Here is a 26,100-nt window from a genome sequence, read left to right as displayed (position 1 = left end):
TGTTAGAAAAGAAACTTCCCTATAGTTGATCTCTTACTACAAAGCCAATACGACGTTTCGATTGTAATGTTAGATGATTGCTAAATGACTGTGTTCCTTCATTGAAAGAGCAGTGTCCTGTTCCATGGTAAAACAAATTACCATTTCAGGGTTTACAATGCAGTTACAAGTTCACCCGATTAAAAACTGAAGACGTTGTGCAAAACCGGCATAATCCAGTAAAAAGCGCGCTACGATGGATCCGAGTGCAATCGCAAGAATCGTTCGTAAGGCTACCGCATGCGGTCCTTTAGGATGTTGCAGGATTTTCTCCCATTTGACTGGTAACAAGGACCACCAAGCGAGCAAAATCGCCACGATATAGACCAGCATACTAACTAACGCACTCACACCAATAGATGTCACTTTCGTTGCACCTCTTCTTCATAGTTTCTTCAACTCTACTATGATTTCATAAAATGAATGATTGCGCAAACAAAAAAGAACACGCTGAATTAATTTTAGCGTATAAAATATATTTATTGAAGATAAATTTGGTCTTCTACTGAAAAAAGGTTGAAGAATTCGTGAAGACGAGGCATATACTGTTCTTTTACATTTTTGCAGTATTTTAAACCTGTATCCTTTATCGTGTTGCGAAAACGGTTGCCATACGGAAAATCATTGATGGTTTATATAAAAAAACCCCGGTTCCGCGAACGGAACCGGGGTTTCATCAAATCAATCGCGACCGTAGTCTTTCAAGCTGAGACGGTTAATTGCTCGTTTCAGTGAAAGTTCAGCACGCTTGAATTCGAGTTCTGATAATTTCGTGTCCTGGAGACGACGTTCTGCACGAACCTTCGCAGCTGCAGCACGGTCGTAGTCGACCTTGTCTGCTTGCTCCGCAGTTTCCGCAAGAACCGTTACAGTATCCTGGCGCACTTCCATAAAGCCACCGCTGATAGCGATCAACGTGCGTCCGCCATCTTCGTGGCGCAACTTCAAGATGCTGATATCGAGTGGTGTCACGAGTGGGACGTGGTGCGGGAGAACCCCGATCTCACCAGAAATCGTCTTCGCAACGACCATACGGATATCGCCATCATACACTTCGCCATCCGGGGTGACGATATTGACATGAAGTGTGTTCATCTCAAGTCCCCCTTATGCTTTGTCACTTAGACAAGCGCCTTCGCTTTTTCAATCGCATCTTCGATCGGACCGACGAGACGGAATGCTTCTTCCGTTAAGTCATCGTGTTTACCTTCGAGGATTTCTTTGAAGCCGCGGATCGTGTCCTTAACTGGGACGTACGATCCTTTTTGTCCTGTGAACTGCTCAGCTACGTGGAAGTTCTGCGACAAGAAGAACTGGATACGACGCGCACGGTGTACAGTCAATTTGTCGTCTTCTGACAACTCGTCCATACCGAGGATCGCGATGATATCTTGAAGTTCTTTATAACGCTGAAGTGTTTCCTGAACTTGACGTGCAACACTGTAGTGCTCTTCGCCGACGATTTCCGGTGAAAGGGCGCGTGATGTTGAAGCAAGTGGATCCACGGCAGGATAGATCCCCATCTCAGAGAGACGGCGCTCAAGGTTCGTCGTTGCATCTAAGTGAGCAAACGTCGTCGCAGGAGCCGGGTCAGTATAGTCATCGGCTGGTACATAAACTGCTTGGATCGATGTAACCGAACCTTTGTTTGTTGATGTGATTCGCTCTTGGAGCATACCCATCTCTGTTGCGAGTGTTGGCTGGTAACCAACGGCAGATGGCATACGACCGAGAAGGGCCGATACCTCAGAACCTGCTTGTGTGTAACGGAAGATGTTATCAACGAAGAGAAGAACGTCTTGTCCTTGCTCATCACGGAAGTATTCTGCCATTGTCAAACCAGTCAAGGCAACACGAAGACGTGCACCCGGTGGTTCGTTCATCTGACCGAAGACCATCGCTGTTTGTTTGATAACGCCTGAATCCGTCATCTCGTGGAACAAGTCATTTCCTTCACGCGTCCGCTCACCAACACCTGCGAATACCGAGATACCGCTGTGCTCTTGCGCGATGTTGTTGATCAATTCCTGGATGAGGACGGTCTTACCTACACCGGCACCACCGAAGAGACCGATCTTACCACCCTTGATGTAAGGAGCGAGCAAGTCGACGACTTTAATTCCAGTCTCGAGGATTTCAACTTTCGTTGAAAGGTTATCGAAAGTCGGTGCTTTTTTGTGGATCGGAAGACGTTCCACGTCAGCAGCGATTTCTTTTTCATCAATTGGGTTACCGAGTACGTTGAAGACGCGACCAAGTGTCGCTTCTCCGACGGGTACCGAGATTGGAGCATTCGTATCGAGTACTTCCATTCCACGGCGTACTCCATCCGTAGAGTCCATCGCAATGGTACGGACGACGTCGTCACCAAGGTGCAGGGCGACCTCAAGCGTCAAGTCGATAGCCACTTCTTCTACAGTTTGCGGCGTATATTGAATACGGAGCGCGTTGTAGATGTTCGGTAAGTGTCCTTCGAACTTAACGTCGATGACAGGTCCCATGACCGCGACGACGCGGCCTTTTAAACCGAGTTCGTTCATCGTGTTTCCTCCTACCTATCGTTACGCCAGTCGGGATTACTGCTGCGCAGCAGCCCCACTGACGATCTCTGTGATTTCTTGCGTGATCGCAGCTTGTCGAGCTCGGTTGTAGACGAGAGTCAATCGACCGATCAAGTCATCTGCGTTATCTGTCGCACTTTGCATTGCTGTCATACGTGACGCATGTTCTGCTACTTTCGCGTCAAGAAGCGCACCGAAGATCAAGCTCTCCGCATAACGCGGGAGGAGTTCCGCAAGGATTTGTTCCTCGCTTGGCTCGTACTCATAAGTCGTCGAAGACGAAGCTTCGATTTCTCCGAGTGGGAGAAGCGTTTCGACTTTCACTTCCTGGCTGATGACAGATAAGAAGTGGTTGTAGCACAGCTTGAGCTCGTCGATTTCGCCGATCGTGAACGCACTCACTGTGCGCTTCACGATCTCAGCGACGTCGACATACGAAGGAGAATCGTTCAAGCCTGTGATCGCATCCGTGACCGTGATTCCGCGTGAACGGAAGAACTGGACACCGACTTTACCGACCACGAAGAGAACGTAACTGTCCGTAGTATGCTTTTCTTTGATTTCCCGGTAGACTTCACGCAGCACGTTGGCGTTATATGCACCAGCTAAGCCGCGATCCGATGTGATGACGATGTAGCCCGTCTTTTTGACGGGACGTTTCTCGAGCATCGGATGGCTCGCACCTGTCGTGCCATTCGCAATGGTTCCGAGTACCTCTTGCATTTTCAGCATGTAAGGTTGGAACTTCGCGCTATGTGCTTGAGCGCGGTTCAGTTTCGACGCCGAAACCATGTTCATCGCTTTCGTGATCTGTTTCGTACTTTTCGTCGAGTTGATCCGCGTTTGTATCTCGCGCAACGATGCCATTTCGATTCACCACCTTGTTAGTATCAAGAGCGTTCCGCCGGATTAGACCGTCGCTTGGAACGTTTTCTTAAATTCTGAGATTGCTGCTACGAGCTCTTCGTCTGCTGGAAGGTTACCTGTCTTACGGATCTCATCGCAAAGTTGTTTGCGGTTTTGATCGAGCCAGAGGTTGAGTTCCTTTTCAAAACGACGAATATCCGTTACAGCAACATCATCAAGGTGACCACGAGTCAAGGCATAGATGATGATGACTTGCTTATCGACAGTAAGTGGTTGGTTCAAGTCTTGTTTCAAGACTTCAACTGTCCGCTCACCACGGTTAAGCTTCGATTGAGTCGCTTTATCAAGGTCAGATCCGAACTGTGCGAATGCTTCAAGCTCACGGTAAGATGCGAGGTCAAGACGGAGCGTACCCGCTACCTTCTTCATCGCTTTTACTTGAGCCGAACCACCTACACGCGATACCGAGAGACCCGGGTTGATCGCGGGACGGACACCTGAGAAGAAGAGATCCGATTGAAGGAAGATTTGACCATCCGTGATCGAGATAACGTTCGTCGGGATGTAAGCCGAGATATCCGACGCTTGTGTTTCGATGAACGGAAGGGCAGTCAAGCTACCTGCGCCAAGCTCGTCGTTCAACTTCGCCGCACGCTCAAGAAGGCGTGAGTGGAGGTAGAAGACATCCCCTGGGTAAGCTTCGCGACCTGGTGGGCGTTTCAAGAGAAGTGAAAGCTCACGGTAAGCAGCTGCTTGTTTTGAAAGATCATCATAGATGACAAGAACGTGTTTGCCTTGGTCCATGAAGTGTTCACCCATCGCGACACCTGCGAATGGTGCGAGGTAAAGAAGTGGAGCTGGCTGTGAAGCCGCTGCCGAAACGACGATCGTGTAATCGAGGGCACCGTTTTTACGGAGCGTCTCGACGACGCCACGGACTGTTGATTCTTTTTGTCCGATTGCGACGTAGATACAGATCATGTTTTCTTCTTTTTGGTTGATGATCGTATCGATTGCGATCGACGTTTTACCCGTCTGACGGTCACCGATGATCAACTCACGCTGTCCACGACCGATTGGAACGAGGGCATCGATCGCCTTGATTCCTGTCTGAAGTGGCTCGTGTACCGATTTACGCGCCATGACGCCAGACGCCTTACGCTCGATCGGGTTGTAGTGTTCTGTTTCGATTGGACCAAGACCATCAATTGGCATACCGAGTGGGTTGACGACACGTCCGAGGAGTGCGTCTCCAGTTGGTACTTCCATGATGCGGCCCGTACGGCGAACAGAGTCGCCTTCTTTGATTTCAAGGTAGTCACCGAGGATGATGATACCGACGTTGCCTTCTTCTAAGTTTTGCGCCAAGCCCATTGTGCCGTTAGCGAATTCTACGAGCTCTCCCGACATGACGTTGTCGAGTCCGTGTGCACGAGCGATACCATCACCGATTTGGATGACCGTACCTGTCTCGTTCACTTCCATCGTAGAACCGTACTGCGCGATACGCGCTTTAAGCAGGGCGCTGATTTCTTCAGCTCTAATGCTCATGCGTTTCACCCCTATTTTCTTACGCTTTTAACAGCTCACGCTCAAGGCGCGTTAGTTTAGTTTCGATCGTACCGTCATATGTCGTGTAACCGATTTGAACGCGAAGTCCTCCGATGACACTCGTGTCGACGACGTTCTCGACTTCAAGCGTTTTACCTGATTTTTGGCCAAACGTCTCTTTCACTTTCGTGAGTTCCTCGTCTGACAATTTGTATGCACTCGTGACGATTGCCGTCGCGACATTGCGGTGTTCATTCAACAATGCAATGAAGTGTTCCGGTAATGTAACGATCTCTGCCGCCCGGTCGTTTTCGACCATGACGAGCAATGTGTTCAAGACGATCGAGTTGAAGCCAGTGAAGCTTGTTTGAAGAACTTGCTTGAGCTCTTCAGCAGAAATCGATGGGTTATCTAAAACCGAAGCGAGCTCTGGTGTTGCGTGGAGCACTTCGCCGAGCGTCCGCACATCAGCTTCTGCTTGCTCGAGCACATGGTGCTCAAGCGCAAGATCGAAGAGCGCTTTTGCGTAGCGTCCCGCTACGTGATCACGCATTAGTTCGTGCCCTTAGTATCAGCAAGGAATTGATCGACGAGTGCTTTTTGAGCCGCTTCGTCTGTCGCAAGCTGTGTTTTCATGACGTGGCGTGCTGCAGCGATGGCTTGAAGAGCGACATCGTTCTTCAAAGCAGCTTGTGCTTCAGCGCGTTCACGTTCGATCGCACGGCGTGCTTCTTCCTTACTCATTTCGGATTCAAGACGTGCCTGCTCCATCGCACGTGCTTGCTCTGCTTCTGCCTGACGGCGTGATGCTTCTAAAAGATCGCGTGCTTCCGTACGCGCCTTGTTTAATTCTTCGCGTTGTTGTTCTACGTAGACTTCAGCGTCTTTACGGCTCTTTTCAGCCGAGTTGATCTCGCTAGCCACATGCTCTTCCCGCGCTTTCATCATGTTGACGAGCGGGCCCCATGCGAATTTCTTCAAGAGGATGAGGAGCAAGAGGAAAACGACGATCGTGACGATCATGTTGGCAATAAGAGGCTTACTTGCTTCCGCAACACCCTCTGCCGCAAGATACGTTAGATTCATTCGATTACACTCCCCTCGTGGTTGGTTCAACTTCAATATCTACATAAGGGAGCCTAAGCTCCCGTGACGGTTCACTCAAACGTTGAACGAATAGCGCCCTATGTAGTCCGTTCTCGTTAATCGTGGATTAAGAGTTGAGAAGAAGGAAACCGACCGCTACACCGATGATTGGAAGTGCCTCGACAAGACCGATACCGATGAACATTGTTTGACGAAGTTCGTTTTTGAGTTCTGGCTGACGTGCTTGACCTAATACTGTACCGTTTACGATAAGACCGTTACCGATACCTGCGCCGAGTGCGCCGAGTCCGATGATGATCGCTGTTGCAATAAGATTCATGATAAATTGCCTCCCTAGAGTATGTTCATTGATTTGTCGTGCTGTTATCGGAAAAGCGGATGCTTTACCTTCGAATTAATGGTCGTGCGCTGCCTTATGTCCGATGTAAACCATCGTCAGGATAAGGAAGATGTACGCTTGGATACCACCGATGAAGAGTGAGAATCCTTGCCAGATCAACATCGGGATACCCGAGATGATCGCGCCGACTGGTCCGAGGAATTGGAAATCGTTCGTACCAGAGACGATACCGATCGAAAGAATGATTCCGATCATGATTTCACCAGCGAAGATGTTTCCGTAAAGACGAAGACCGAGCGTCAACGTGTTTGCAAACTCCTCGATGATGGTAATGATAAACATCGGCGTCATGAATGTTTTCGCATAAGCGCCGAAGCCTCGCATCTTCACACCGTAGTAATGGCTCATGACCACTACCATGGATGAAAGTGCCAGTGTCACGTAAGGATCTGCAGTTGGTGAGTTGAACCAAATGTAGTGTCCCGTCACGACGTTGAATGGGAGACCCATGATGTTGGACACAAGGATGAACAGGAATAATGTCATTCCGAACGTAAGGAAGCGACCCCCTGTTTTCCAGTCCATCGTGCTGCTGATGATTCCGCGAACGAATTCAAGGAACATCTCCATCACGTTTTGAGCACCGGTTGGCTTCATCACAAGACGTCGCGTACCGGCCACGGCAATCAAGAAGACGAGAGCAGCAGCAATCAATACTGTGATCAAGTTCGTCCAGCTACCGTACAGAACGAAGTCACCCCAGAGTGGGATTTCGTAAAGTGGCATTTCGTGGTTCATTTGACTATTCACCTCTTTTCCCGCTTGAGTTCGTGAGTCAAGAACTCACAAAATTGTATGACGTGGCCGGCGAGAAGGCCTATTACCACCGCAGTTAATGACAATTCAGTTTGATACTTCAAACCGATCATCACACAAAGTACCGCGACCGCCATGCGTGAAACGGTCCCTCGAGACACTGGCTTGCGCCCCGTCTCGATTACACGATACATCCGATCGACGCTGAGTCGTTGAAGCGTCAAGATCAGAAAGCTGCCAGTTCCACCAAGCGCTAGTCCATAAATGACTGGATCACTCGGGCGTCCTATGAGCAGCAGGACAGCCAGGATTCCATAAAAGAGTCCAAACCATCGTAAGTACGCACGATACAACGCATCTTGAAGGATGATGTTCATGTCTTCTCCCCTAACAAGTGCCTGATCATGGCGATCATGCAAAGAATGCCGATGAAAATCCCGATGAACACGGCGAACGTTGCACCCATTTTTTCCCACCATTGTTGTTGTTCCCCATAGTTCCCAACCAAAAAGCCAATGACGATCGGTGCAGCCAGTGCCGTCGAAATTTGCGAGGCCATGACCATACTCTTCGCGAGCCCACTTTGGCGCACTAGAGACGACCCCCTTTTTTCCCAATTGTGAGCTCTTTTTCTTTCCCACAATTTGCGGATTTTCATACTAGTCAAGAATACAATGAAGCAGCTTTCATAGTCAAATGAATTCACAATAAAAACAGAGCCGAAAAACCTATACATATCAACGATTGATAAGGTTTTCACAGATGTCATCCGTGCAAGTCATTTCACGAAGATGTGAAGAAAATATGTAGTACTATCAACGGTTAAAGAGATTGTTCATATGGTGAACAAAACCGTTGAATAGTAACGTTATATCGTGCCCGTTCAAGCGAAACAAGACCTCTAAAATTGATTTGTGTCGATTTTGTGAAAAAACATTTTTTGTTCACAATTGAAAACGCTTCCGAATCGGGACATAAAAACAACTCTGACATCTGTTTGTAACAATACATTTCAGCGATTTCCATTTTTTCAATCGTGCGGTACGTCACAGCTTGAATCGTCATCGTTTCCTTTCCAGTTTCAAGGTCATCTGGTTTTACATTTTCTAAACAAATGGGCTGATTTTAGCGAAAATGACAAAAATAATGTAGCTCCTTCATGTAAGGAGCTACATATACTAGTATTTTATCTTGCTTTGAATTTTCCACGCTTCCTTCACCCGCTTTCCTCAGGCGAGACACAAGCCAGGATTCACGTTCCTTCCGGCCCGTGAATTCGGGTCTTGTTCGTCTCTGACAGCGCGACAAGTCGCGCTTTATCCTGTAGGAGTCGGGTGATGACGCGTGTTTTCCTACTCCTACTTCATTTCGTGAGTAACGGTGCCGGAGCTTCCCCTTGACCGAAGTGATGCAGGATCGCTTGGACGATCCGTTCTGAGGCATGACCATCGCCGTACGGGTTCGAGGCATGCGCCATCTCTTGATAAAGTGTTTCGTTCGTCAAGAGTTCCGTCGCCATCTGATAGATCGTCTCTTCTTCCGTACCAGCGAGCTTCAACGTTCCAGCAGCAATCCCTTCCGGACGCTCCGTTGTATCGCGTAAGACGAGTACAGGTACACCAAGTGACGGCGCTTCTTCCTGTACGCCACCTGAATCAGTCAGGATCAAATGCGCACGACTTGCGAAGTTGTGGAAATCGAACACGTCGAGCGGTGCAATCAACGAAATCCGGTCATGCCCCTCAAACACCGTTTTCGCTGCTTCTTGAACGACCGGATTGAGGTGGACCGGATAAACGACATGTGTATCCGGGAACGCATCGACGAGACGACGGATCGCTCGGAACATCTGATGCATCTTTTCGCCTTGGTTCTCACGACGGTGCGCTGTCATCAAGATCAGCTTCCGATCCCCGACCGTCTCAAGCATCGGATGGACGTAATCGGTTTGGACGGTCGTCTGCAGGGCATCGATCGCCGTATTTCCCGTGATATAGACACCAGCGTGACGATTCTCGGATGCGAGATTCGCTGCAGCTTGCGCTGTCGGAGCGAAATGTAAGTCCGCAAGCGTCGACGTCAACTGACGATTGACCTCTTCCGGGAACGGCGAGTATTTATTATATGTCCGCAGTCCCGCCTCGACGTGACCGACCGCGATCTGATTGTAATAGGCAGCGAGGCTTCCGACGAACGTCGTCGTCGTGTCGCCATGGACGAGGACGAGGTCCGGCTTGATTTCCTTCATGATCGCATCGAGTCCTTCGAGACCACGCGTCGTAATATCAACGAGTGTCTGACGTTGCTTCATGATATTCAAATCATGATCCGGTTCAATCTCAAACAGTTCGAGCACTTGATCAAGCATCTCGCGGTGCTGGGCAGTGATCGTAACATGAACATCAAAAGCAGGGTGTTGCTTCAGGGCATTGACGAGCGGTGCCATCTTGATGGCTTCCGGTCGTGTCCCGAAAATCGGCATGACTGTAATCGGCATGGTGACTTCCTCCTTTTTTCCTTTTTTCATTAAAGCATATTTCAGCAGTCTTGCGCAGTTTACGAAATAGCAACGAAAAGACCGCAGATCATCGTCTGCGGTCTTTTCGTGTATCTTGCTGTTTTTTTACTTCGTTCCGAAGAGACGGTCTCCTGCATCACCGAGTCCTGGGACGATATATCCGTGGTCGTCCAACTTCTCGTCGAGTGCCGCGAGATAGATATCGACGTCCGGGTGTTCTTCTTGAACGCGTTTGACGCCTTCAGGTGCTGCACAGAGACATGCGAGCTTGATGCTCTTTGCCCCTTGTTTCTTTAAGGAGGAGATGGCGTCTGCCGCCGAACCACCTGTCGCAAGCATCGGGTCAACGACGACGAAATCACGTTCTGCGACGTCTGTCGGAAGCTTGAGGTAGTATTCCGTTGGCTCGAGTGTCTCCGGATCACGATATAAACCAATGTGACCGACTTTAACGTTCGGCATCATGCGAAGCATGCCGTCGACCATACCGAGACCAGCGCGGAGAATCGGGACGATCCCGAGTTTCTTGCCTTCGATCATCTTCTGCGTCGTCTTCGTGACCGGTGTCTCGATCGCGACATCTGTGAGTGGAAGGTCACGTGTGAGTTCATATGCCATCAATGAAGCCACCTCGTCGACAAGTTCCCGGAATTGTTTCGTTCCTGTTTCGACTTTACGCATGATCGTCATCTTGTGCTGAATCAATGGGTGATCAAATACATGTACTTTACTCATTGTTTGCATCTCCTCTCCATTCTCTTTTCGCATTGTACTCTAAAAACGTACTGCTTGGGAACTATTTTTTCGTCAGTTCCCAAGCGTGCTCTTACCAGAAAGAATCGCTTTTGCGGCGTAAGACCATTCATTGTCCGGTTGTTTCGCGAGTTCTTGCAAGGTCGCACGATAATCACCTTTTTTATATTTTTGTTCATAGACCGCTTGCATCCAGAGGACGTCACTCATGTATCCGGACTTCGGGAATTCTTTCCGATAGGCGATATAGTCCGCTTGTGTCGTTTTCTTCAACTTCCCGGCAGCAATCAACTTATAGAAGCGTGCCATGCCTGCCGTCTCCTTGTTCGTCAAGACGGAGCCAGTCAAGACACTGTCTGCTCGTTTGTAGTCTTTCGCCTGGACAGCAGCAACACCTTGCTCGAGTGCCTCTTTCGGAGGTAGTTGCGTCTGATTTGTTGCGGAAGAAGTCTCCTTCTTTTCTGGTTTGATCGCTTTCGCTTTTTCTTGCTCACTTGCCAGCTGTTCGTTTTTTTCTTTTAACTGTTCGACTTCCGTTTGCAGTGCTGCGAGTTGTTGCTCGACCTCTGTCTGTTTCGTCGCGACCGGTGTTCCCGTTTCGTCGTCCAGCTGTGTCCAGACGAGACCAAGACCGATGATAGCGGCTACTCCACCGATCCACCATGGATTCAGTTTGCCGAGTCGCTTCCAGTCCTTCAGTTGTGGATGATTCTGAACCGTCACAGGAAACGATGCTAGTCGTTTCTGGGCAAGACGTTTCCCGCCTGCTTTTCCTGCGATCGCCAGGCGATAACGATAGACTTCTGCTGGCATCGGTAAGGTCTTCCACTGTTCAAAACGAGCATCCGCTTGTTCATAAAATCCTGCCTGTTGCATGATGACGATTGCTTTGAAATCTTCGAGCATCCGTTGATATTCCCGGCGCTCGTGGCTTTTATGGGTAAACCATTCTGTCAGTCGTTCGGTCTGAATGGCTTGTAATTCGTTTTGAATCAAGGTTGTCAAATTCACATTTATTTCCACCCTTATCTTTTTTTACTACGGTTAAGTATAACAAAGATAACGCTTCCGCAAATGGTACGTTCCCCCTATCTTCTTGTCGAATCACAAAAAAAAACACTTGTGTTCGCACAGTGATACACGAACACAAGTGGTAATCGTTTAACTATGAGAATAGGATCGGGATGCTGTCGCTTCCGTGATCCGCCCGTCTTCAATCCGCCAAATCCGGTCACAGACGTCAAGCATCCGTTCGTCATGGGTGATGACGATGACCGTCTTGTTCGACTCATGCGCTTGTTGTTGCAATAGTTCCATCACCCGGCGACCGTTCGGGTAATCGAGACTTGCCGTCGGTTCATCCGCAAGGACAAGGCGTGGTTCATTCACGAATGCCCGGGCAATCGCCACACGTTGTCGTTCACCACCTGATAAGGCGTGCGGCAAATGGTCTTTCCGGTGTTCGAGTCCGAACACAGCGAGCGCCGCTGTCGCGTCAACCGTTCGTCCAGCTTCCTTGGCGACCAGTTCGAGTTGCTCTCCCGCCGTCAAAAATGGTACGAGATGCGACTCTTGAAAGATGAATCCGACTTCCTCGAGACGTAAGCGACGACGTTCTTCGTCCGTTGCTTCACTGACGCACGTATCATCGAAGTAGACCGCACCGTTCGTTGGTGTCTGTAACAATCCAAGCAACTGGAGTAATGTACTTTTCCCACTACCGCTCGGTCCGACGAGGGCAATCAACTCACCCGCTTCTGCTTGTACGTTGATGTCATGCAAAACCGTCATCTCACCATAACGTTGTTTAATCTGATCTAATCGAATCATCCGTTCATTCCTCCCATCGCATCTGCCGCCTCGAGTTTCTTGACCATCCGTAACGGAACGAGCGCACCAAGGATCGCTGTTACGAGTAAAATGCCGCCGTACATCAGACTGGTCGACCATTCAAAACGGAATGGAAGATCCGCCGGTAAGAAACGACTCGTCAGATAGGTGATCGCGACACTGACACCAAAGGCGAGGCTCGTCAGAATCATGACTTGCACAAGCAAACTCGTTCCCATCGTCCGGGTCCGGATGCCGATCGCCTTCAAGACACCGAGCTGTTTCATCTTTTGCATCGTCAAAATATAGAAGAAGGCTGTCAGAATCAATGCTCCGATGACGACGAGCGCGACCCGCATCATCTGGAAGGAGTTTTGCTCCGCTGCATAGCCTGGTACATTCTCAACGACCGCTTGTTTTGAAAAGACGGCTTGATCCGTTTGCAACGACTGACCGATGTACGCTGAAACATATGACGTGCCCATCTTCGATTGCCATGCTTGCCATGATTCATCCGTCATCCAAAGGACCGGTGCGTGACTATAACGTCCGTCCGTCACTGTACCGGCAATCCGAAACGTCTCTTTCGTCCGAAAATCCGTAATTGTCTCGCCAACACGGGTTCCGCGTTGCTCCGCGTACGCGGCATCGACGAGAACTTCACCTTTTTGCAATGATTGCAACTGTTTTGGACCATAATTCGTCGTCTCTGGTAACGCAAAGACTGTCACGTCATCCTTCGTTCCATTCTTCTTCTCAAGCACCATGTTCTGGACACCGAGCGCTTCCGCTCCCTTTGGTGTCTCATCTGCCTGTAAGAACGAACGGGTCAGCTGCCCTTCCGCGTCTTTACTCAGTGCAAACTGCTCGACTGGTAGATTACGGACGGCAGCCCCATTGTCGTAGGCCAGCCCGTCCGCAAGACCGGTGATCATCAAAATCAATAAGACGATCAACATCGTCACGATCGTCATCCAACTGAATCGTCCTTTCATCCGGACGAGTTCTTTCCATCCTAACTTCATTGCGTGATCCCTCCTGTATGTTCTCTACAGGATTGATGATACGACTTCAATATGAACGGAACATGAACGCACGCGTCAAATGCGTAAAAAAGTCAATGTCACAGTCAGACCGGATGAATCAGACGACAAGTTCGTGTCCCCACCAAGTTGGCGCATCGTCTCTTTAACAATCGCAAGCCCGAGACCCGTTCCCCGTGACGTCCGAGCAATATCGCCTTGATAAAAGCGTTCAAAGGCATGTTCCATCTGTTGTTCAGTCATCCCTGGTCCTTCGTCCTTGATTCGGACGATGACCTGGTTCACTTGTTCTTCCGCTTGAATATGAATCGTCGCTCCTTCTTTCGAGACCGAGACGGCGTTTCGAATGACATTTTGAAAGACATGTTCCAGTGCACTGGCATCTGCCTGAATCTGTAACGCTGGCGATACATCGAGTGCGACGGCGATGCCTTGCTCATCGAGCTGAAAGGCAAGTGTTGCGAGTGTCGTCTCTAGACTCGCGCGTAGATCGAGTGCTTGCCGCTTGAAGCGCCGTCCTTCATCGAGCTTCGCTAAAATCAATAATTGACGTGTCAGCTCCGACATTCGCGCTGCCTCTTGTTGAATGATCGCCCGTCTCCTGACGTCTTCTCCCGTCACATCGAGTTGTCCCGCGTACCCCGAGATCGTCGTCAGCGGTGACTGGAATTCATGCGAGACGTTTGCGACGAACCGGCGTCGTTCCGTATCAGACGCTTCGACTGCCGTTGCCATCTCGTCAAATCGCCGGGACAGCTCTCCAATCTCATCGCGTGCCTTCGTTCCGACGCGGATTCCGTAGTCACCGTCCGCCATCTGTTCCGTCGCTTTTGTCAGGCGCCGGATCGGACGAACGAGATACCGGATCGAGAAGACGAGCAAAAGGAAGCTGATCACGACAAGCAATCCGAGGAACAGACCAACGAACAGATGTAATTCGCGGATTTGCCGACTCAAGTCCGGTCGGACAAAGATTGCATCCGTTCCTTGTGCCGTCTTGACTGACGTCCCATACGTATTGATGACTTCGTTATCGAACAGACCGAGCAGGAAGAGATGAAACGGATACTCACGCATCCCGTAATATGGCTGACCGTTCTTCACTTGCTCGATGACTTGACTCGAGAGCGTTTCATCACGAAATGGATTCCCGTAACGCTCCGTTCCGTCTTCGGTCTGCACATATAGTTGAAAGCCAGTTGCTTGTAACATTCGGTAAAACGATTCCGTCTTTCCGTCACCATGTGTCTCGTAATAATCGATCGCCGTCTCGACCGCTTCCTCGACTTTTTGGCTATAGCTGTCCTGCCAAAACGAATAGTAGGCGATGTTACTGATTAAAAGCGCAAGCAGGGCGGACGCGAGTAAGACGACACAGACGAGTCCGACGATTTTCGTATAGAGGGTCCTCATGCGTCGACCTCCAAGCGGTACCCAAGTCCGCGAACGGTCTCGATCTTCATCTGATCCGTCTCCTTTAAGCGTCCACGAAGTCGTTTGATGTGGACGTCAATCGTCCGGTCATCTCCCATGAAATCAAGTCCCCAGACGTGTTCAATCAATTCCTCGCGACTGAAGACCCGTCCCGGGAAACTCGCCAGCTGATGTAATAATTCGAATTCGCGTCGCGGAAGTGTCCACTCGGTCGATTGGATCGTCACGAGCTGACTGCGTTTATCGATCGTGACATCCCCGAGATGCAGAACGGGTTGCGCCGCTTTTTGATAACGCCGCGCCACGGCGTGAAGGCGAAACACTAATTCTTCCGGATCAAACGGTTTCGTGATGTAATCATCGGCACCTGCTGCAAAACCGTCCCGCTTATCTGTCAGTTCACCGAGTGCCGTCAGCATCAAGATGGGGATGTCCCCGTTTTGCCGTAACCGCTCACACAGGACGAGACCGGTTTGCCCGGGAAGTAAGACGTCGAGCACGGCTGCTTCGAACGTCATTGTTTCAATCCAAGCGAGCGCTTCGTTTCCGTCTGCTGTCGCTCGGACGGAGTGTCCGTCGGCTTGTAACGTCGATACGACAAGTGATTGGATATGTGGGTCATCTTCAACGACTAAAATATACATCGTACGCCTCCTTTGTTAGACAAACAAAAATCCCCTTCCCCTTCTCATAATGAAAAGGACGAAGGGGATGACAGTCATCCGCGCTCTGGGTAGAGTGGGAAACGACCTGTCAAAGCAACGACACGCTCACGTGCTTGTGCGAGAACGTCTGCTTCTTCTGGGTGGTTCAAGACGAGTTCGATCAACTCGGCGATTTCTTTCATCTCAGCTTCCTTGAAGCCACGTGATGTCATAGCTGCCGTTCCGATCCGGATACCACTCGTGACGAATGGGCTCGCTGGGTCGAACGGAATCGTGTTCTTGTTGACCGTGATGCCGGCTTCGTCAAGCGCGTGCTCAGCGAGTTTCCCTGTGATTCCGAGCGGTTGCAAGTCGACGAGGAGCAAGTGATTATCCGTTCCACCTGAGACAATCCGGAGTCCACGCTTCGTCAATTCCTCACCGAGGACTTTCGCATTCGTGACGACTTGACCGATATAGTCCTTGAACTCTGGTGCAAGAGCTTCACCGAACGCGACAGCTTTCGCGGCGATGACGTGCATGAGTGGACCACCTTGGATTCCTGGGAAGATCGCTTTATCGATTGCTTTCGCATGCTCTTCTTTACAGAGGATCATCCCACCACGTGGACCACGCAACGTCTTATGCGTCGTCGTCGTGACGAAGTGTGCATGCTCGACCGGGTTCGGGTGCTGACCTGCTGCGACGAGTCCTGCGATGTGTGCCATGTCGACCATCAAGTAAGCGCCGACGCTGTCTGCGATTTCACGGAAACGTTTGAAGTCGATGACGCGCGGATACGCCGATGCGCCCGCGACGATTAATTTTGGTTTGTGCTCTTCTGCTAATTTCGCGACGACGTCATAATCAATCATCTCTGTCTCTTGATCGACACCGTATTCCACGAAGTTGTACTGGACACCGGAGAAATTGACGGGGCTACCGTGCGTCAGATGGCCACCGTGCGAGAGGTTCATCCCGAGGACCGTATCGCCTTGCTCGAGAATCGTGAAGTAGACCGCCATGTTCGCTTGTGCGCCCGAGTGTGGTTGCACGTTCGCGTGCTCTGCTCCGAAGATTTCCTTCGCGCGGTCGCGTGCTAAATTCTCAGCGAGATCGACATACTCACAGCCACCATAATAACGACGACCTGGGTAACCTTCTGCGTACTTGTTCGTCAAGACGCTGCCTTGTGCTTCCATGACAGCTTGCGAGACGAAGTTCTCGGATGCGATCAATTCGATGTTATCCCGTTGACGACCTAGTTCCTGGCGCATTGCCGAAAAGAGTGCCTCATCTTGTTGTTTCAGATACGTAAGCGGTGTTTGTTCCATCTGAATTCCCCCATTTCATTTCGATAGACCTATCTTAACACGAATGTTTCGTTCCCGGCATCCCTAAAAACAACATCAAAAAAGCAAGGGGTGCGCAACCCCTTGCATCAATCATTCGTATTTAGCACGTGCTCCACCGATTAATTTCGGTCGTGTCACGGCTGCCGTCACGTGTGCCTCACCGATTTCCTTGTGCGGCAAGCGCACGGGAATCGCAACAGCCTTCAAGTGCATCCCGATGAACGTATCCCCGATATCAATCCCGGCGTCTGCCTGAATCGCTTCGACGACGACCGGTGCCGAGAAACGCTGATAGGCAGCACTCGCCATCGATCCACCGGCTTCCGGAACGGGAACGACCGTCACTGGATCAAGTCCGAGCCGTTCTGCCGTTTGCCGCTCAAGCGTCAGCGCCCGGTTGATATGCTCACAGCCTTGGAAGGCAAGATCGACTTGGTGCGACCGACGAAAGGCATCGAAAACGTCGAACAACGCGTCCGCGACTTCCGGTGAACCGGCCTTGCCGATTTGTTTGCCGATGACTTCACTCGTCGAACAGCCGATCACGAGCAATTTTCCTTTTAAGGAAAATCGTTCATCCAGAGCGTTCAGTGCTTCTTCTAAATCGTGCTGGATGCGTGTCAAGTCCATTACTTCACCTCATAATCTGAGATTTTGCAAACGCGGTTCTCATGACGTCCGCCTTCGAATTCCGTTTCAAGCCAAAGCTGTGCGATCTCACGAGCCAGTCCTGGACCGATGACGCGTTCGCCCATCGTCAAGATGTTCGAATCGTTGTGCTGACGCGTCGCTTTCGCGCTGAACGTATCATGGACGAGTGCTGCTCGGATGCCCTTGACTTTGTTCGCTGCGATTCCGATCCCGATACCTGTTCCACAAATCAAGATGCCACGATCAAACTCTCCGCTTGCGACTGCCTCAGCGACTGGAATCGCGACATCCGGATAATCGATCGAGTCGGCTGAATGCGTACCGAAGTCCGTATAGTCGATGCCGAGCTCTTGTAAGAGGTCGTTGATTTCTGCCTTTAACTTAAAACCGCCATGATCCGCGCCGATTGCTACTTTCATCTTTACTATTCCCCCGTTTGTTTAGGTTGTTTTTTCGGAAGTTTCCGTGTATCCGGAGCTTTTCTTCCGTTTCCGTTCTGCGTCAATTTTAACACAAGACGGTTGACGAGGGGTTCGAGTTCATTACGTACTTGCCGGTAGACGTTCATTGATCCGCCGTACGGATCGTTGATGTCCCGTTCAAGCCCTGTCACATATTCATATAAGGTGAACGTCCGTTCCTTCAGTTCCGGATAGCGTTCACCGACTTCCTGCTTGTGCTGACGCGTCATCGTCAAGATGATGTCAGACCAACGTCCGAGTACATCATCAAAGACTTGCGTATAGTGTTCGAGTTCGATCCCGCGCTCACGTAACACTTGTAAGGCGTTCTCGGACGCATCAAATCCTTGCATCGAACGTAGTCCTGCTGAACGGACGTCGAATTCCTGATCAGCGACTTTCGAGCGTAGCAACGCCATCGCCATCGGGCTACGGCATGTATTTCCTGTACAGATGAATAAAACGCGACGTGTGCTCATCTCCGTATCCTCCTTCTTCAAGGGCGAATGACCCGACCACCTGCTGCTTTATGGAGGCGGTTGCGGACCGCAAGCCCCACCCCTTCTTCTGATAGGTCTCGTACAAAAATCTGATCCACCGTCGTCTGATCAAATCGCCGTAAACAATCGTAAAGACGTTGTGCCGCCGTCTCCATCGAATCACCGAGGGAGCAGCGAACATCTGCGTCGACATCCTCCCCGTCAAACAGGAGAACGCCCGTCTTGTGTCCGGTTTGTCGTGCATCATCGATGAGTTGCTGTAAGAATGAAAGATCTCCCTCCACTACGGAAAGTGTTGCTTCCGGCGCATAGTGGGTATATTTCATCCCGGGTGCCTTCGGTGTAACATCTTTCATCGATAAGGCAGGATCGAGTGTGACAGGACCGATGACCGACTCGATTTGTTCGCGTGTCACGCCGCCCGGTCGTAAAATCGCCGGTGGCGTCATCGTACAATCGATGACAGTCGATTCGACCCCGATGCCCGTTTCCCCTCCATCGACGATCGCAGCGATGCGCCCCGAGAGGTCATGTGCGACGTGCGCAGATGACGTCGGTGAAGGTTTTCCGGAACGGTTGGCACTCGGTGCTGCGAGACCCAACCCTGTCGCCTCGATCAATCGAAGCGCGAGCGGATGGTCTGGCATCCGTAATCCGATCGTATCTAGTCCTGCTGTGACGAGTGTGGATGCGGTGCCGTTCGATTCGAGGATGATCGTCAAGGCTCCTGGCCAGAACGCCTCCATCAAACGTGCCGCGACATCTGGAATGTGCGTGACGAACTGATGTGCCTGTTCTACGGATGCGACATGGACAATCAGCGGATTGTCAGAAGGTCGACCCTTCGCGGCGAAGATTCGCCGAACAGCCGCTTCGTTCGTTGCGTCCCCTGCGAGACCATAGACGGTCTCGGTCGGCATCGCCACGACCTCTCCTTCCTGCAATAACCGAACTGCTTCATCCATTGTCTGTAAGTCAATCATTTCCGTCTTCACGCTGTACAATCCTTTCGTTCCGCATACACGATACGGTCTTTACCGTTTATATCTTTTAAAATACCCGTTTCCGCATTTGGATAACGTTCTTTTAACATCATTTGCACTTCTGGTCCTTGATTGTGTCCAATTTCAAACGCAATCAATCGGAAATCGTCGCGTAGGACCCGTCCACTCTCCTCGACGAGACGTCGGTAAAAGACGAGACCGTCTTTTCCGCCGAACAGAGCGAGATGCGGTTCATGATCGAACACGACTTCACTGAGTAATTCTTCTTCCTCGATATAAGGAGGATTCGAAACGAGCACCCGGACGGAACCGTCCGCAAGTGGTGCGAGTAAATCTCCTTCAAGGAACGTCACGTCTCCACCAAGCGTTGCTTGATTTTGCTTCGCGACCGCAATCGCGGCCGGTGAAATGTCGACGGTCGTGACCGGTTGCTCGAGTTCGAGGGCGAGCGTGATTCCAATCGCTCCACTACCGGTACCGATGTCGACGATCTGTCCCGCGGTGAACGACTCACGTTTGAGACGTTCCGTCACGAAGACGATCAACTCCTCCGTTTCCGGTCGTGGGATCAAGACATCCGGTGTGACACGGAAATCCCGTCCGTAAAACGGCTGATAGCCGATTAAATGCTGAACCGGCACGCCGTGAACATGAGCAAGCAAGTATTCACTGAATCGTAAATCCTGCTCCGGTGTCAATTCATCAGACAAGCGGACAAGGAGTCCCGTCCGGTCGACATCCAAGACGTGCATGAGTAACCATTCGGCACTTGAACCCTCGCGTCCTGCTTGTTCCATCATCGTTTTTGCATCATTTAAACGTTTTGCGATCCGCATCAGTTCGCCGCCTCCGATGCCCGCGCCTGATGTTCCATGACGAGCGTATCGATGACTTCATCCATCTCGCCTTGCAGGATTCGATCGAGCTTCTGGATCGTCAATCCGATCCGGTGATCCGTCACCCGGTTTTGGGCGAAATTATACGTCCGAATCCGCTCTGAACGGTCACCTGTACCGACAGCCGACTTCCGTTTTTCATCATATTCTGCTTGCTGTTCGCGTTGAATCTTATCGTAGACACGCGCGCGCAAGACCTTCATCGCTTTTTCCTTGTTCTTGATTTGCGACTTCTCATCCTGACAGCTGGCGACGATTCCCGTCGGCACGTGCGTGACACGGACAGCGGACTGCGTCGTATTGACGGACTGTCCCCCTGGTCCACTCGACGTGAACGTATCGACCCGGACATCCTTGTCATGGATCTCGACTTCGACGTCTTCTGCTTCCGGTAACACGGCGACCGTTGCCGTCGATGTATGAATCCGTCCGCCGGATTCCGTTGACGGAACGCGTTGGACGCGGTGTGCCCCGTTCTCGTATTTCAACTTCGAATAAGCACCCGTTCCTTTGACGATGAAGATGATCTCTTTATAGCCACCGAGTTCCGTGTAGCTCGCATCGATGATCTCAATCTTCCAGCTCTGTTTCTCAGCAAACTTCGAGTACATCTTGAACAGGTCACCCGCAAATAAGGCTGCCTCGTCTCCCCCTGCTGCTCCGCGGATTTCGACGATGACGTTCTTATCGTCATTCGGATCCTTCGGTAATAATAAAGCCTTCAGCTTGGCTTCGAGCTCTTTGATCTCCGGTTCAAGCATTGCGACTTCTTCCTTTGCAAGGTCGCGCATCTCGGGATCCGTCAACATTTGACGTGCCTCTTGATAAGCTTCCATCTTCTCGCGATATACACGGTACGTCTCGACGGTCGGCGCAAGTTGTGACTGCTCCTTTGAGACCTCACGCAATTGATTCGTATCATTGATGATGGCTGGATCAGCCAACATATCATTCAGTTTTTCATAACGGTCCTCTAACGCACTCAATCGATCCAACATCTCGGTCATCCTTCCTGGCGATTCTTCTGTCGTCAGTATAGCAAATATTGCGATCGATGGCGTCATCGTCTTCTTGAAAAGAAACGTTGACAGACAGGTTGTAAATTCCTATAATTGGTGTATTAATTGAATTAGTACATTTAAGGAGGTGAAGAAATGTTCACCGTTGATCCGAAAAGTCCGTTACCGATCTATGAACAGTTGGTCGCTCAAATCATCCGCTCGATTGCCCGTGGTCTACTCCGCTCCGGCGAACAGATGCCATCCGTCCGTGAACTTGCCGGTACACTCCTTGTCAATCCGAACACTGTCTCCCGCGCCTATCAGGAACTCGAGAGCCGCAACTTCATCGTCACGATGCGCGGTAAAGGCTCCTTCATCTCAGACATCCCACTTCATGAAGTCAAACAAGCCGCCATCCAAGATCCACTCATCCGCCTTTGTGCCATTGCCGACGAATTATCCATCTCAAACGAAGAACTCTATCAACATATCTTACACATAAGGGAGGATTCCTCATGTTGACCGTTTCTCATCTGACGAAACAAATTGACCGTACCATGATTTATGAAAATGCATCCTTCACCCTGCCGGCAGGAACGATTACTGCCTTAATTGGTCGTAATGGTGCCGGAAAAACGACATTACTGAAAACGCTCGTCGGAGCGCTCGAGCCGACCCGTGGAAAGGTCGAATGGAATGGTGAGTCGATCCATCACGTTCCAAAGACGCGAGAGCACCTTTTCCTCGTTCCGGATTCTGTTTCCGTCTACCGCCAGATGACGCTCGGTGAACTGATCAACTTCTATCACGTCTTTTATCCAAACTTCGAGAAGACGTATATCGAAAACTACTGCCGCTCGTCGAATCTCGATCGCGGACGTCGCGTCACTTCTTTATCGAAGGGACAAGCGCAATTGTTCCTTCTCCAACTCGCGTTCGCAACGAATGCCCCGGTTCTCTTACTCGATGAACCAACCGATGGACTTGATCGGATCAACAAACGTGATTATCTGAAACAACTCGTCTCATTACTTGCAGAGCGTCAAACAGCCGTTCTGATTGCTTCCCATCAGCTCGAAGAACTCGATTCCCTTGCCGACCGTGTGATGACGATCGAAAAACACCTCGTCCGCGAACCGAAGGCACTCGATGATGCCAAAGCTAGCATGCAGAAATGGCAAGTCGTCTATGAAGAGGTTCCAGAGCTCAGTCATGCCGATCTCCACGTCTTATCCCAAACAGGTCGGGTCGTGACGTTACTCGTTTTATCCGATGCAGGCGCGCAGTATCTTGAAACGACGCGTCCTCTCTTAAAGGATGCTTTGCCGGTGCAGATGGAAGATTACTTCTTAGGGACATTTGGAGGGAAACGACATGGTTAAGCAATTGATCCGCTATCACATCAAGCAAGGCATTTGGCCACTCGCTTGTTTCATTCTGCTCGCAATCTTCAGTTATGGTTTTGGTAGCTATACCATCATCAACGACTTTGAAACATATGAAGTATCTTATCAAACCGAAACGATTCAAGCTGTCCTCGTCAGTCCGTTCTTCACTGGATTCGCTGCCATTCTGATCGCCGTCTTTGCGATTTTGATGCTCGGTTCCGAGCGTGGAAGTGGCCGCAGCCTGATCTTACACGCGTTGCCGTTTCCGAAGGTCTGGCTGTTTTGGATCAAATGGGCAATCGGCACTGTGACGTTGATTGTCTTCCCAATCATCGGCTTTTTCGCCAGCTGGTCATTACTGCAAGCATTCGGTATCAATCCGTTTGATTACGTCACATGGTCGTCACTCCTTCAAGATTTTGGTCTATTCCTTCTATTTGATGTGACGATTTTGACGATCTTCTTATTCGCCGGAACAGTTGCCGGTGACATCATCGGACAGCTCTTACTCGGAACATTCTTCTTGTTCTTGAATTACTTCACGTACTTCAGCATCTATGCGATCGGTCAGTTGGGCTTCGGCGTAGGCTACGAAGAGTTAGACAAACCCATAAGCTTCCTGATGACAATCACGACACCATTTGCGCTCTTCTTCAAGTACAGTACCGAGTTCAATATCACTTATGCTGTGTTGTTCAACGTAGCCTTGACGGTCGTCTTACTGATTTTCGGTAGTCGCCTCTACGTCAAAGGTGCGAACGAACGTCTCGGGCGATTCACGATTTTCCCGAAATTACACCCAGCACTCATCATTACCTTCTCGATCTATACGACGATTCTGCTTGCCGGCATCATCGGTCTGATCTCATCTGAGAATCAGTTCCTGTACTGGCTCGCAATCGCGATTCTCGCCTGGCCGACGTTTAGCTCGTATCGTCGGATGATTGGGTGGAGTCGATGATTCCGTGCTACACTAAAGGCATTATTTGAGTGTAAAGGACGGATCATATGCCGAAGTATTTAAACATCTATCACGAGCTCGCACAGCGGATTCAGGAAGGAACGCTCCCGGCTGAAACGAAATTACCTTCTGAGACGGAATTGATGCACGAATTCGAGGCGAGCCGCGGAACGGTCCGAAAAGCGATCGATGCCTTGCAAGAAAAAGGCTTCGTCCGTAAACACCAGGGGAAAGGTGTCTTCGTCCTGTCACAAGAAGCGATCGAATTCCAATTCAACGGGATCGTCAGCTTCTCGGAAGCACATCGCCGGATGGGGCGTCATACTGTCGAGACGGATGTCGTGTCCTGCGAAGTTCTTTCCGCTTCCGCTGAGCTGGCTTCGTTATTGCATGTGGCACAAGGAACGGACGTGACACGCATCGAGCGCATTCGCCAGATTGATGGTGAGCGTGTCATCCGTGACATCAATCATTTCGTGACCGCACTCGTGCCCGGACTCACTACTGACATCGCTCGAGGTTCGATCTATCAATACATCGAAGAGACACTCGGTCGACAGATCAGCTACGCGAAACGAAAAATCGAAGCTCGCCCTGCGACAATGGAAGACCAAGAACGACTCGACCTTCATGATATGACGCATGTCATCGTCGTCACGAACGATACGTATTTCTATGAAGGACAACATTTTGAGCGGACCGAATCGCGTCATCGGCTCGATAAGTTTCAGTTCACTGATATTGCCCGTCGTTGAATAGGCATTTTTAAATGAGGGAATCCGTAGATGACGGGTTCTCTTTTTTATCTCCTTCAACTTATCTATATAAGTTCTTGACCAACTTATATAGATAAGTTAAGATAGATGTGCGCAGATAAGAAAACGTTTTCATTTCAAAAGTGGTCGAGTATGTCACTTCCAAAAAGGAGCATCGAGATGAAACCAAACTATCGTCAGATTGCAGAGCAAATCATTGAGAACATCGGAGGCAAGGAGAACGTCGAGCAGGCAGCTCACTGTGTCACCCGCCTTCGTTTAACGCTTAAGAACCAAGAACTTGTCGATCAAGAAGCCTTACTTGAAGTCCCGCTCGTCAAAGGCGCGTTCTTGAACGCGGGTGTCTATCAAATCGTCATTGGTGCCGGAGACGTCGACCGGGTCTATGCAGAATTCATTCAATTAACCGGTTTACAGGCAACAACGATCGCGGATGTCAAATCGTCTGGCGCTGCTAAGATGAATCCGTTCCAAAAGTTGATCAAAGTCTTTTCTGATGTCTTCATGCCTATCATTCCGGCAATCATCGTTGCTGGTCTCTTAATGGGAATCAATAATCTATTCGGAATCGAGTTCGGTGGCAAGACGATGATTGATCGTTATCCGAACTTACAAGGACTTTGGGATCTCATCAATATGATGGCAAACACCGCCTTCGTCTTCCTCCCGGCACTCGTCGGTTGGTCAGCGACGAAACGCTTCGGTGGTAGTGAAATTCTCGGGATCGTCATGGGTCTGATGCTCGTTCACCCAGATCTCTTAAACGCTTGGAACTACGGGCAAAGTGCTCTAAAAGGTGAAATCCCGACGTTTAACATTCTCGGTCTCTTTGAAATTGAAAAAGTCGGCTATCAGGGACAAATCCTCCCCGTACTCGCTGCCGCTTATGTCCTCAGTACGATTGAACGTTGGCTCAAAAAACGGGTACCGAATGCGATTCAATTGCTCGTCGTACCGATTACGACGATTACATTGACGGGCTTCCTCGCCCTTGCCGTCATCGGACCGGTCACGCGTCAAGTCGGTGACTGGATTACGATCGGTGTCGTCAATACGTTCGAAGCTGTTCCATTACTTGGTGCCCTGCTCTTTGGCGCACTCTATGCACCGCTCGTCATCACCGGCATGCACCACATGTTCATCGCTGTTGATTTACAGTTGATCGGACAAAGTGGAACGACGTTCATCTGGCCGATGATTGCGATTTCGAACATCGCTCAAGGTTCAGCAACACTCGCGATGCTTTTCCTCGCGAAAAACGTTAACGATAAAAACATGGCATCAACGTCCGCTTTATCCGCCTACTTTGGCATCACAGAACCGGCCATGTTCGGGGTCAATCTCCGGTTCAAATATCCGTTTTACGCAGCACTCGTCGGTTCAGCGATCGCGTCAGCTTTCATCGCTGTCAGTGGCGTTCTTGCTCCTGCAATCGGTGTCGGCGGATTACCTGCTTTCATTTCGATCGTACCAGGCTCGATTCTGTCGTTCATCGTCGGCATGGTGATCGCGATCATCGTTCCTGTCGCCTGTACGTTCCTGTTCCACTATGTCTCAACGAAACGCGCAAAAAAAGCTGCTCTGAAAAAAGCAGCGTAATTCTA

30 protein-coding genes are annotated in these 26,100 nt (G+C 50.2%); 5 read left to right on the top strand and 25 right to left on the bottom strand.

Translation table 11 applies throughout. The annotated features are described in order from the left end of the window. Positions 1–171: 171 nt before the first annotated feature. The 25 genes from ITJ88_RS00610 to prfA form a co-directional block, all read right to left on the bottom strand. Entirely contained in the window at positions 172–372 is a 201-nt protein-coding gene (locus tag ITJ88_RS00610; RefSeq protein WP_230088486.1) for a DUF1146 domain-containing protein, read from the bottom strand. Positions 373–720: 348 nt separating this feature from the next. Continuing rightward, entirely contained in the window at positions 721–1,134 is a 414-nt protein-coding gene (locus tag ITJ88_RS00605) for a F0F1 ATP synthase subunit epsilon (RefSeq protein ID WP_053454400.1), read from the bottom strand. 26 nt (positions 1,135–1,160) lie between these two features. Further along, positions 1,161–2,579 carry a F0F1 ATP synthase subunit beta gene (gene atpD, locus ITJ88_RS00600; RefSeq protein WP_058704129.1) on the bottom strand — a complete coding sequence of 473 codons (1,419 nt, stop codon included), beginning with the start codon at positions 2,577–2,579 and terminating at the stop codon, positions 1,161–1,163. Between the two features lie 36 nt (positions 2,580–2,615). Then, positions 2,616–3,467 (bottom strand): ATP synthase F1 subunit gamma, encoded by an 852-nt coding sequence (gene atpG / locus ITJ88_RS00595; protein WP_058704130.1) that lies wholly within the window; start codon positions 3,465–3,467, stop codon positions 2,616–2,618. A gap of 42 nt (positions 3,468–3,509) precedes the next feature. After that, positions 3,510–5,018 carry a F0F1 ATP synthase subunit alpha gene (gene atpA / locus ITJ88_RS00590; protein ID WP_035395863.1) on the bottom strand — a complete coding sequence of 503 codons (1,509 nt, stop codon included), beginning with the start codon at positions 5,016–5,018 and terminating at the stop codon, positions 3,510–3,512. Between the two features lie 19 nt (positions 5,019–5,037). Continuing rightward, positions 5,038–5,571 carry a F0F1 ATP synthase subunit delta gene (locus ITJ88_RS00585; protein WP_023469497.1) on the bottom strand — a complete coding sequence of 178 codons (534 nt, stop codon included), beginning with the start codon at positions 5,569–5,571 and terminating at the stop codon, positions 5,038–5,040. Then, on the bottom strand, positions 5,571–6,104 hold the full coding sequence (gene atpF, locus ITJ88_RS00580; protein WP_035410626.1) for a F0F1 ATP synthase subunit B: 534 nt from the start codon (positions 6,102–6,104) through the stop codon (positions 5,571–5,573). Before atpF ends, ITJ88_RS00585 begins: the two co-directional genes overlap by 1 nt. Before the next feature lie 127 nt (positions 6,105–6,231). Then, the gene (atpE, locus tag ITJ88_RS00575) at positions 6,232–6,444 is read right to left on the bottom strand and encodes a F0F1 ATP synthase subunit C (RefSeq protein ID WP_023469499.1); all 213 of its coding nucleotides are present in this window, start codon (positions 6,442–6,444) and stop codon (positions 6,232–6,234) included. A 75-nt stretch (positions 6,445–6,519) separates the two neighbouring features. Further along, complete coding sequence (atpB, locus tag ITJ88_RS00570; protein ID WP_087681510.1) at positions 6,520–7,263, bottom strand: F0F1 ATP synthase subunit A; 744 nt, start codon at positions 7,261–7,263, stop codon at positions 6,520–6,522. A gap of 8 nt (positions 7,264–7,271) precedes the next feature. After that, the gene (locus ITJ88_RS00565; protein ID WP_023469501.1) at positions 7,272–7,658 is read right to left on the bottom strand and encodes an ATP synthase subunit I; all 387 of its coding nucleotides are present in this window, start codon (positions 7,656–7,658) and stop codon (positions 7,272–7,274) included. Further along, positions 7,655–7,873 (bottom strand): AtpZ/AtpI family protein, encoded by a 219-nt coding sequence (locus ITJ88_RS00560; protein ID WP_023469502.1) that lies wholly within the window; start codon positions 7,871–7,873, stop codon positions 7,655–7,657. Before ITJ88_RS00560 ends, ITJ88_RS00565 begins: the two co-directional genes overlap by 4 nt. 771 nt (positions 7,874–8,644) lie before the next feature. Then, positions 8,645–9,778, bottom strand: coding sequence for a non-hydrolyzing UDP-N-acetylglucosamine 2-epimerase (wecB, locus tag ITJ88_RS00555; protein WP_195864359.1), 1,134 nt, complete (start codon positions 9,776–9,778; stop codon positions 8,645–8,647). Positions 9,779–9,904: 126 nt separating this feature from the next. After that, on the bottom strand, positions 9,905–10,534 hold the full coding sequence (gene upp / locus ITJ88_RS00550; RefSeq protein WP_058704132.1) for a uracil phosphoribosyltransferase: 630 nt from the start codon (positions 10,532–10,534) through the stop codon (positions 9,905–9,907). A 72-nt stretch (positions 10,535–10,606) separates the two neighbouring features. Next, positions 10,607–11,563: a tol-pal system YbgF family protein gene (locus ITJ88_RS00545; protein ID WP_195864358.1), complete on the bottom strand. Its 957-nt coding sequence runs from the start codon at positions 11,561–11,563 to the stop codon at positions 10,607–10,609. A gap of 150 nt (positions 11,564–11,713) precedes the next feature. Then, positions 11,714–12,382, bottom strand: coding sequence for an ABC transporter ATP-binding protein (locus ITJ88_RS00540; RefSeq protein WP_195864357.1), 669 nt, complete (start codon positions 12,380–12,382; stop codon positions 11,714–11,716). Continuing rightward, positions 12,379–13,407: an ABC transporter permease gene (locus ITJ88_RS00535; RefSeq protein WP_195864356.1), complete on the bottom strand. Its 1,029-nt coding sequence runs from the start codon at positions 13,405–13,407 to the stop codon at positions 12,379–12,381. Before ITJ88_RS00535 ends, ITJ88_RS00540 begins: the two co-directional genes overlap by 4 nt. A 75-nt stretch (positions 13,408–13,482) precedes the next feature. Next, on the bottom strand, positions 13,483–14,838 hold the full coding sequence (locus tag ITJ88_RS00530) for a HAMP domain-containing sensor histidine kinase (RefSeq protein WP_195864355.1): 1,356 nt from the start codon (positions 14,836–14,838) through the stop codon (positions 13,483–13,485). Next, positions 14,835–15,503 (bottom strand): response regulator transcription factor, encoded by a 669-nt coding sequence (locus ITJ88_RS00525; RefSeq protein WP_195864354.1) that lies wholly within the window; start codon positions 15,501–15,503, stop codon positions 14,835–14,837. The genes ITJ88_RS00530 and ITJ88_RS00525 overlap by 4 nt, the downstream gene beginning before the upstream one ends. 74 nt (positions 15,504–15,577) lie before the next feature. Further along, positions 15,578–16,837, bottom strand: a complete 1,260-nt coding sequence (glyA, locus tag ITJ88_RS00520; protein WP_029342751.1) for a serine hydroxymethyltransferase — start codon at positions 16,835–16,837, stop codon at positions 15,578–15,580. A 111-nt stretch (positions 16,838–16,948) separates the two neighbouring features. Beyond that, entirely contained in the window at positions 16,949–17,488 is a 540-nt protein-coding gene (locus tag ITJ88_RS00515) for a TIGR01440 family protein (protein ID WP_023469511.1), read from the bottom strand. Next, positions 17,488–17,928 carry a ribose 5-phosphate isomerase B gene (gene rpiB, locus ITJ88_RS00510; protein ID WP_023469512.1) on the bottom strand — a complete coding sequence of 147 codons (441 nt, stop codon included), beginning with the start codon at positions 17,926–17,928 and terminating at the stop codon, positions 17,488–17,490. Before rpiB ends, ITJ88_RS00515 begins: the two co-directional genes overlap by 1 nt. A 5-nt stretch (positions 17,929–17,933) precedes the next feature. After that, positions 17,934–18,449: a low molecular weight protein arginine phosphatase gene (locus ITJ88_RS00505; RefSeq protein ID WP_023469513.1), complete on the bottom strand. Its 516-nt coding sequence runs from the start codon at positions 18,447–18,449 to the stop codon at positions 17,934–17,936. Positions 18,450–18,466: 17 nt separating this feature from the next. Next, a complete protein-coding gene (locus ITJ88_RS00500) occupies positions 18,467–19,465 on the bottom strand; it encodes an L-threonylcarbamoyladenylate synthase (RefSeq protein ID WP_195864353.1) in 999 nt (332 codons plus the stop codon). Then, a complete protein-coding gene (prmC, locus tag ITJ88_RS00495) occupies positions 19,462–20,310 on the bottom strand; it encodes a peptide chain release factor N(5)-glutamine methyltransferase (RefSeq protein ID WP_195864352.1) in 849 nt (282 codons plus the stop codon). The genes ITJ88_RS00500 and prmC overlap by 4 nt, the downstream gene beginning before the upstream one ends. Next, entirely contained in the window at positions 20,310–21,368 is a 1,059-nt protein-coding gene (gene prfA / locus ITJ88_RS00490) for a peptide chain release factor 1 (protein ID WP_047394495.1), read from the bottom strand. Before prfA ends, prmC begins: the two co-directional genes overlap by 1 nt. A gap of 156 nt (positions 21,369–21,524) precedes the next feature. Here prfA and ITJ88_RS00485 point away from each other — a divergent pair, with 156 nt between their 5' ends. The 5 genes from ITJ88_RS00485 (at position 21,525) to treP (ending at position 26,095) form a co-directional block, all read left to right on the top strand. Beyond that, on the top strand, positions 21,525–21,893 hold the full coding sequence (locus ITJ88_RS00485) for a GntR family transcriptional regulator (protein WP_029342757.1): 369 nt from the start codon (positions 21,525–21,527) through the stop codon (positions 21,891–21,893). Next, on the top strand, positions 21,887–22,753 hold the full coding sequence (locus tag ITJ88_RS00480) for an ATP-binding cassette domain-containing protein (protein WP_195864351.1): 867 nt from the start codon (positions 21,887–21,889) through the stop codon (positions 22,751–22,753). The genes ITJ88_RS00485 and ITJ88_RS00480 overlap by 7 nt, the downstream gene beginning before the upstream one ends. Next, entirely contained in the window at positions 22,746–23,720 is a 975-nt protein-coding gene (locus ITJ88_RS00475) for a hypothetical protein (protein ID WP_195864350.1), read from the top strand. The genes ITJ88_RS00480 and ITJ88_RS00475 overlap by 8 nt, the downstream gene beginning before the upstream one ends. Positions 23,721–23,767: 47 nt before the next feature. Further along, the gene (gene treR / locus ITJ88_RS00470; RefSeq protein WP_195864349.1) at positions 23,768–24,475 is read left to right on the top strand and encodes a trehalose operon repressor; all 708 of its coding nucleotides are present in this window, start codon (positions 23,768–23,770) and stop codon (positions 24,473–24,475) included. A gap of 180 nt (positions 24,476–24,655) precedes the next feature. Then, positions 24,656–26,095, top strand: a complete 1,440-nt coding sequence (gene treP, locus ITJ88_RS00465; protein ID WP_047394480.1) for a PTS system trehalose-specific EIIBC component — start codon at positions 24,656–24,658, stop codon at positions 26,093–26,095. Positions 26,096–26,100 lie beyond the last annotated feature (5 nt).

The organism is Exiguobacterium abrahamii, from assembly GCF_015645365.1.
Taxonomy (GTDB): Bacteria; Bacillota; Bacilli; order Exiguobacteriales; family Exiguobacteriaceae; genus Exiguobacterium_A; species Exiguobacterium_A abrahamii.
This window is presented reverse-complemented; position numbering and strand designations above follow the sequence as displayed.

Coding starts and splice junctions, on each gene's coding strand:
- rpiB (WP_023469512.1), bottom strand. CDS start 17,928: ATGAAAGTAGCAATCGGCGCGGATCATGGCGGTTTTAAGTTAAAGGCA.
- ITJ88_RS00525 (WP_195864354.1), bottom strand. CDS start 15,503: ATGTATATTTTAGTCGTTGAAGATGACCCACATATCCAATCACTTGTC.
- atpE (WP_023469499.1), bottom strand. CDS start 6,444: ATGAATCTTATTGCAACAGCGATCATCATCGGACTCGGCGCACTCGGC.
- ITJ88_RS00605 (WP_053454400.1), bottom strand. CDS start 1,134: ATGAACACACTTCATGTCAATATCGTCACCCCGGATGGCGAAGTGTAT.
- ITJ88_RS00485 (WP_029342757.1), top strand. CDS start 21,525: ATGTTCACCGTTGATCCGAAAAGTCCGTTACCGATCTATGAACAGTTG.
- ITJ88_RS00610 (WP_230088486.1), bottom strand. CDS start 372: ATGCTGGTCTATATCGTGGCGATTTTGCTCGCTTGGTGGTCCTTGTTA.
- ITJ88_RS00505 (WP_023469513.1), bottom strand. CDS start 18,449: ATGAGCACACGTCGCGTTTTATTCATCTGTACAGGAAATACATGCCGT.
- ITJ88_RS00535 (WP_195864356.1), bottom strand. CDS start 13,407: ATGAAGTTAGGATGGAAAGAACTCGTCCGGATGAAAGGACGATTCAGT.
- atpF (WP_035410626.1), bottom strand. CDS start 6,104: ATGAATCTAACGTATCTTGCGGCAGAGGGTGTTGCGGAAGCAAGTAAG.
- ITJ88_RS00565 (WP_023469501.1), bottom strand. CDS start 7,658: ATGAACATCATCCTTCAAGATGCGTTGTATCGTGCGTACTTACGATGG.
- atpA (WP_035395863.1), bottom strand. CDS start 5,018: ATGAGCATTAGAGCTGAAGAAATCAGCGCCCTGCTTAAAGCGCGTATC.
- atpD (WP_058704129.1), bottom strand. CDS start 2,579: ATGAACGAACTCGGTTTAAAAGGCCGCGTCGTCGCGGTCATGGGACCT.
- treP (WP_047394480.1), top strand. CDS start 24,656: ATGAAACCAAACTATCGTCAGATTGCAGAGCAAATCATTGAGAACATC.
- prfA (WP_047394495.1), bottom strand. CDS start 21,368: ATGTTGGATCGATTGAGTGCGTTAGAGGACCGTTATGAAAAACTGAAT.
- treR (WP_195864349.1), top strand. CDS start 23,768: ATGCCGAAGTATTTAAACATCTATCACGAGCTCGCACAGCGGATTCAG.
- ITJ88_RS00530 (WP_195864355.1), bottom strand. CDS start 14,838: ATGAGGACCCTCTATACGAAAATCGTCGGACTCGTCTGTGTCGTCTTA.
- ITJ88_RS00540 (WP_195864357.1), bottom strand. CDS start 12,382: ATGATTCGATTAGATCAGATTAAACAACGTTATGGTGAGATGACGGTT.
- glyA (WP_029342751.1), bottom strand. CDS start 16,837: ATGGAACAAACACCGCTTACGTATCTGAAACAACAAGATGAGGCACTC.
- atpG (WP_058704130.1), bottom strand. CDS start 3,467: ATGGCATCGTTGCGCGAGATACAAACGCGGATCAACTCGACGAAAAGT.
- atpB (WP_087681510.1), bottom strand. CDS start 7,263: ATGAACCACGAAATGCCACTTTACGAAATCCCACTCTGGGGTGACTTC.
- ITJ88_RS00585 (WP_023469497.1), bottom strand. CDS start 5,571: ATGCGTGATCACGTAGCGGGACGCTACGCAAAAGCGCTCTTCGATCTT.
- wecB (WP_195864359.1), bottom strand. CDS start 9,778: ATGCCGATTACAGTCATGCCGATTTTCGGGACACGACCGGAAGCCATC.
- ITJ88_RS00480 (WP_195864351.1), top strand. CDS start 21,887: ATGTTGACCGTTTCTCATCTGACGAAACAAATTGACCGTACCATGATT.
- ITJ88_RS00475 (WP_195864350.1), top strand. CDS start 22,746: ATGGTTAAGCAATTGATCCGCTATCACATCAAGCAAGGCATTTGGCCA.
- upp (WP_058704132.1), bottom strand. CDS start 10,534: ATGAGTAAAGTACATGTATTTGATCACCCATTGATTCAGCACAAGATG.
- ITJ88_RS00515 (WP_023469511.1), bottom strand. CDS start 17,488: ATGGACTTGACACGCATCCAGCACGATTTAGAAGAAGCACTGAACGCT.
- prmC (WP_195864352.1), bottom strand. CDS start 20,310: ATGCGGATCGCAAAACGTTTAAATGATGCAAAAACGATGATGGAACAA.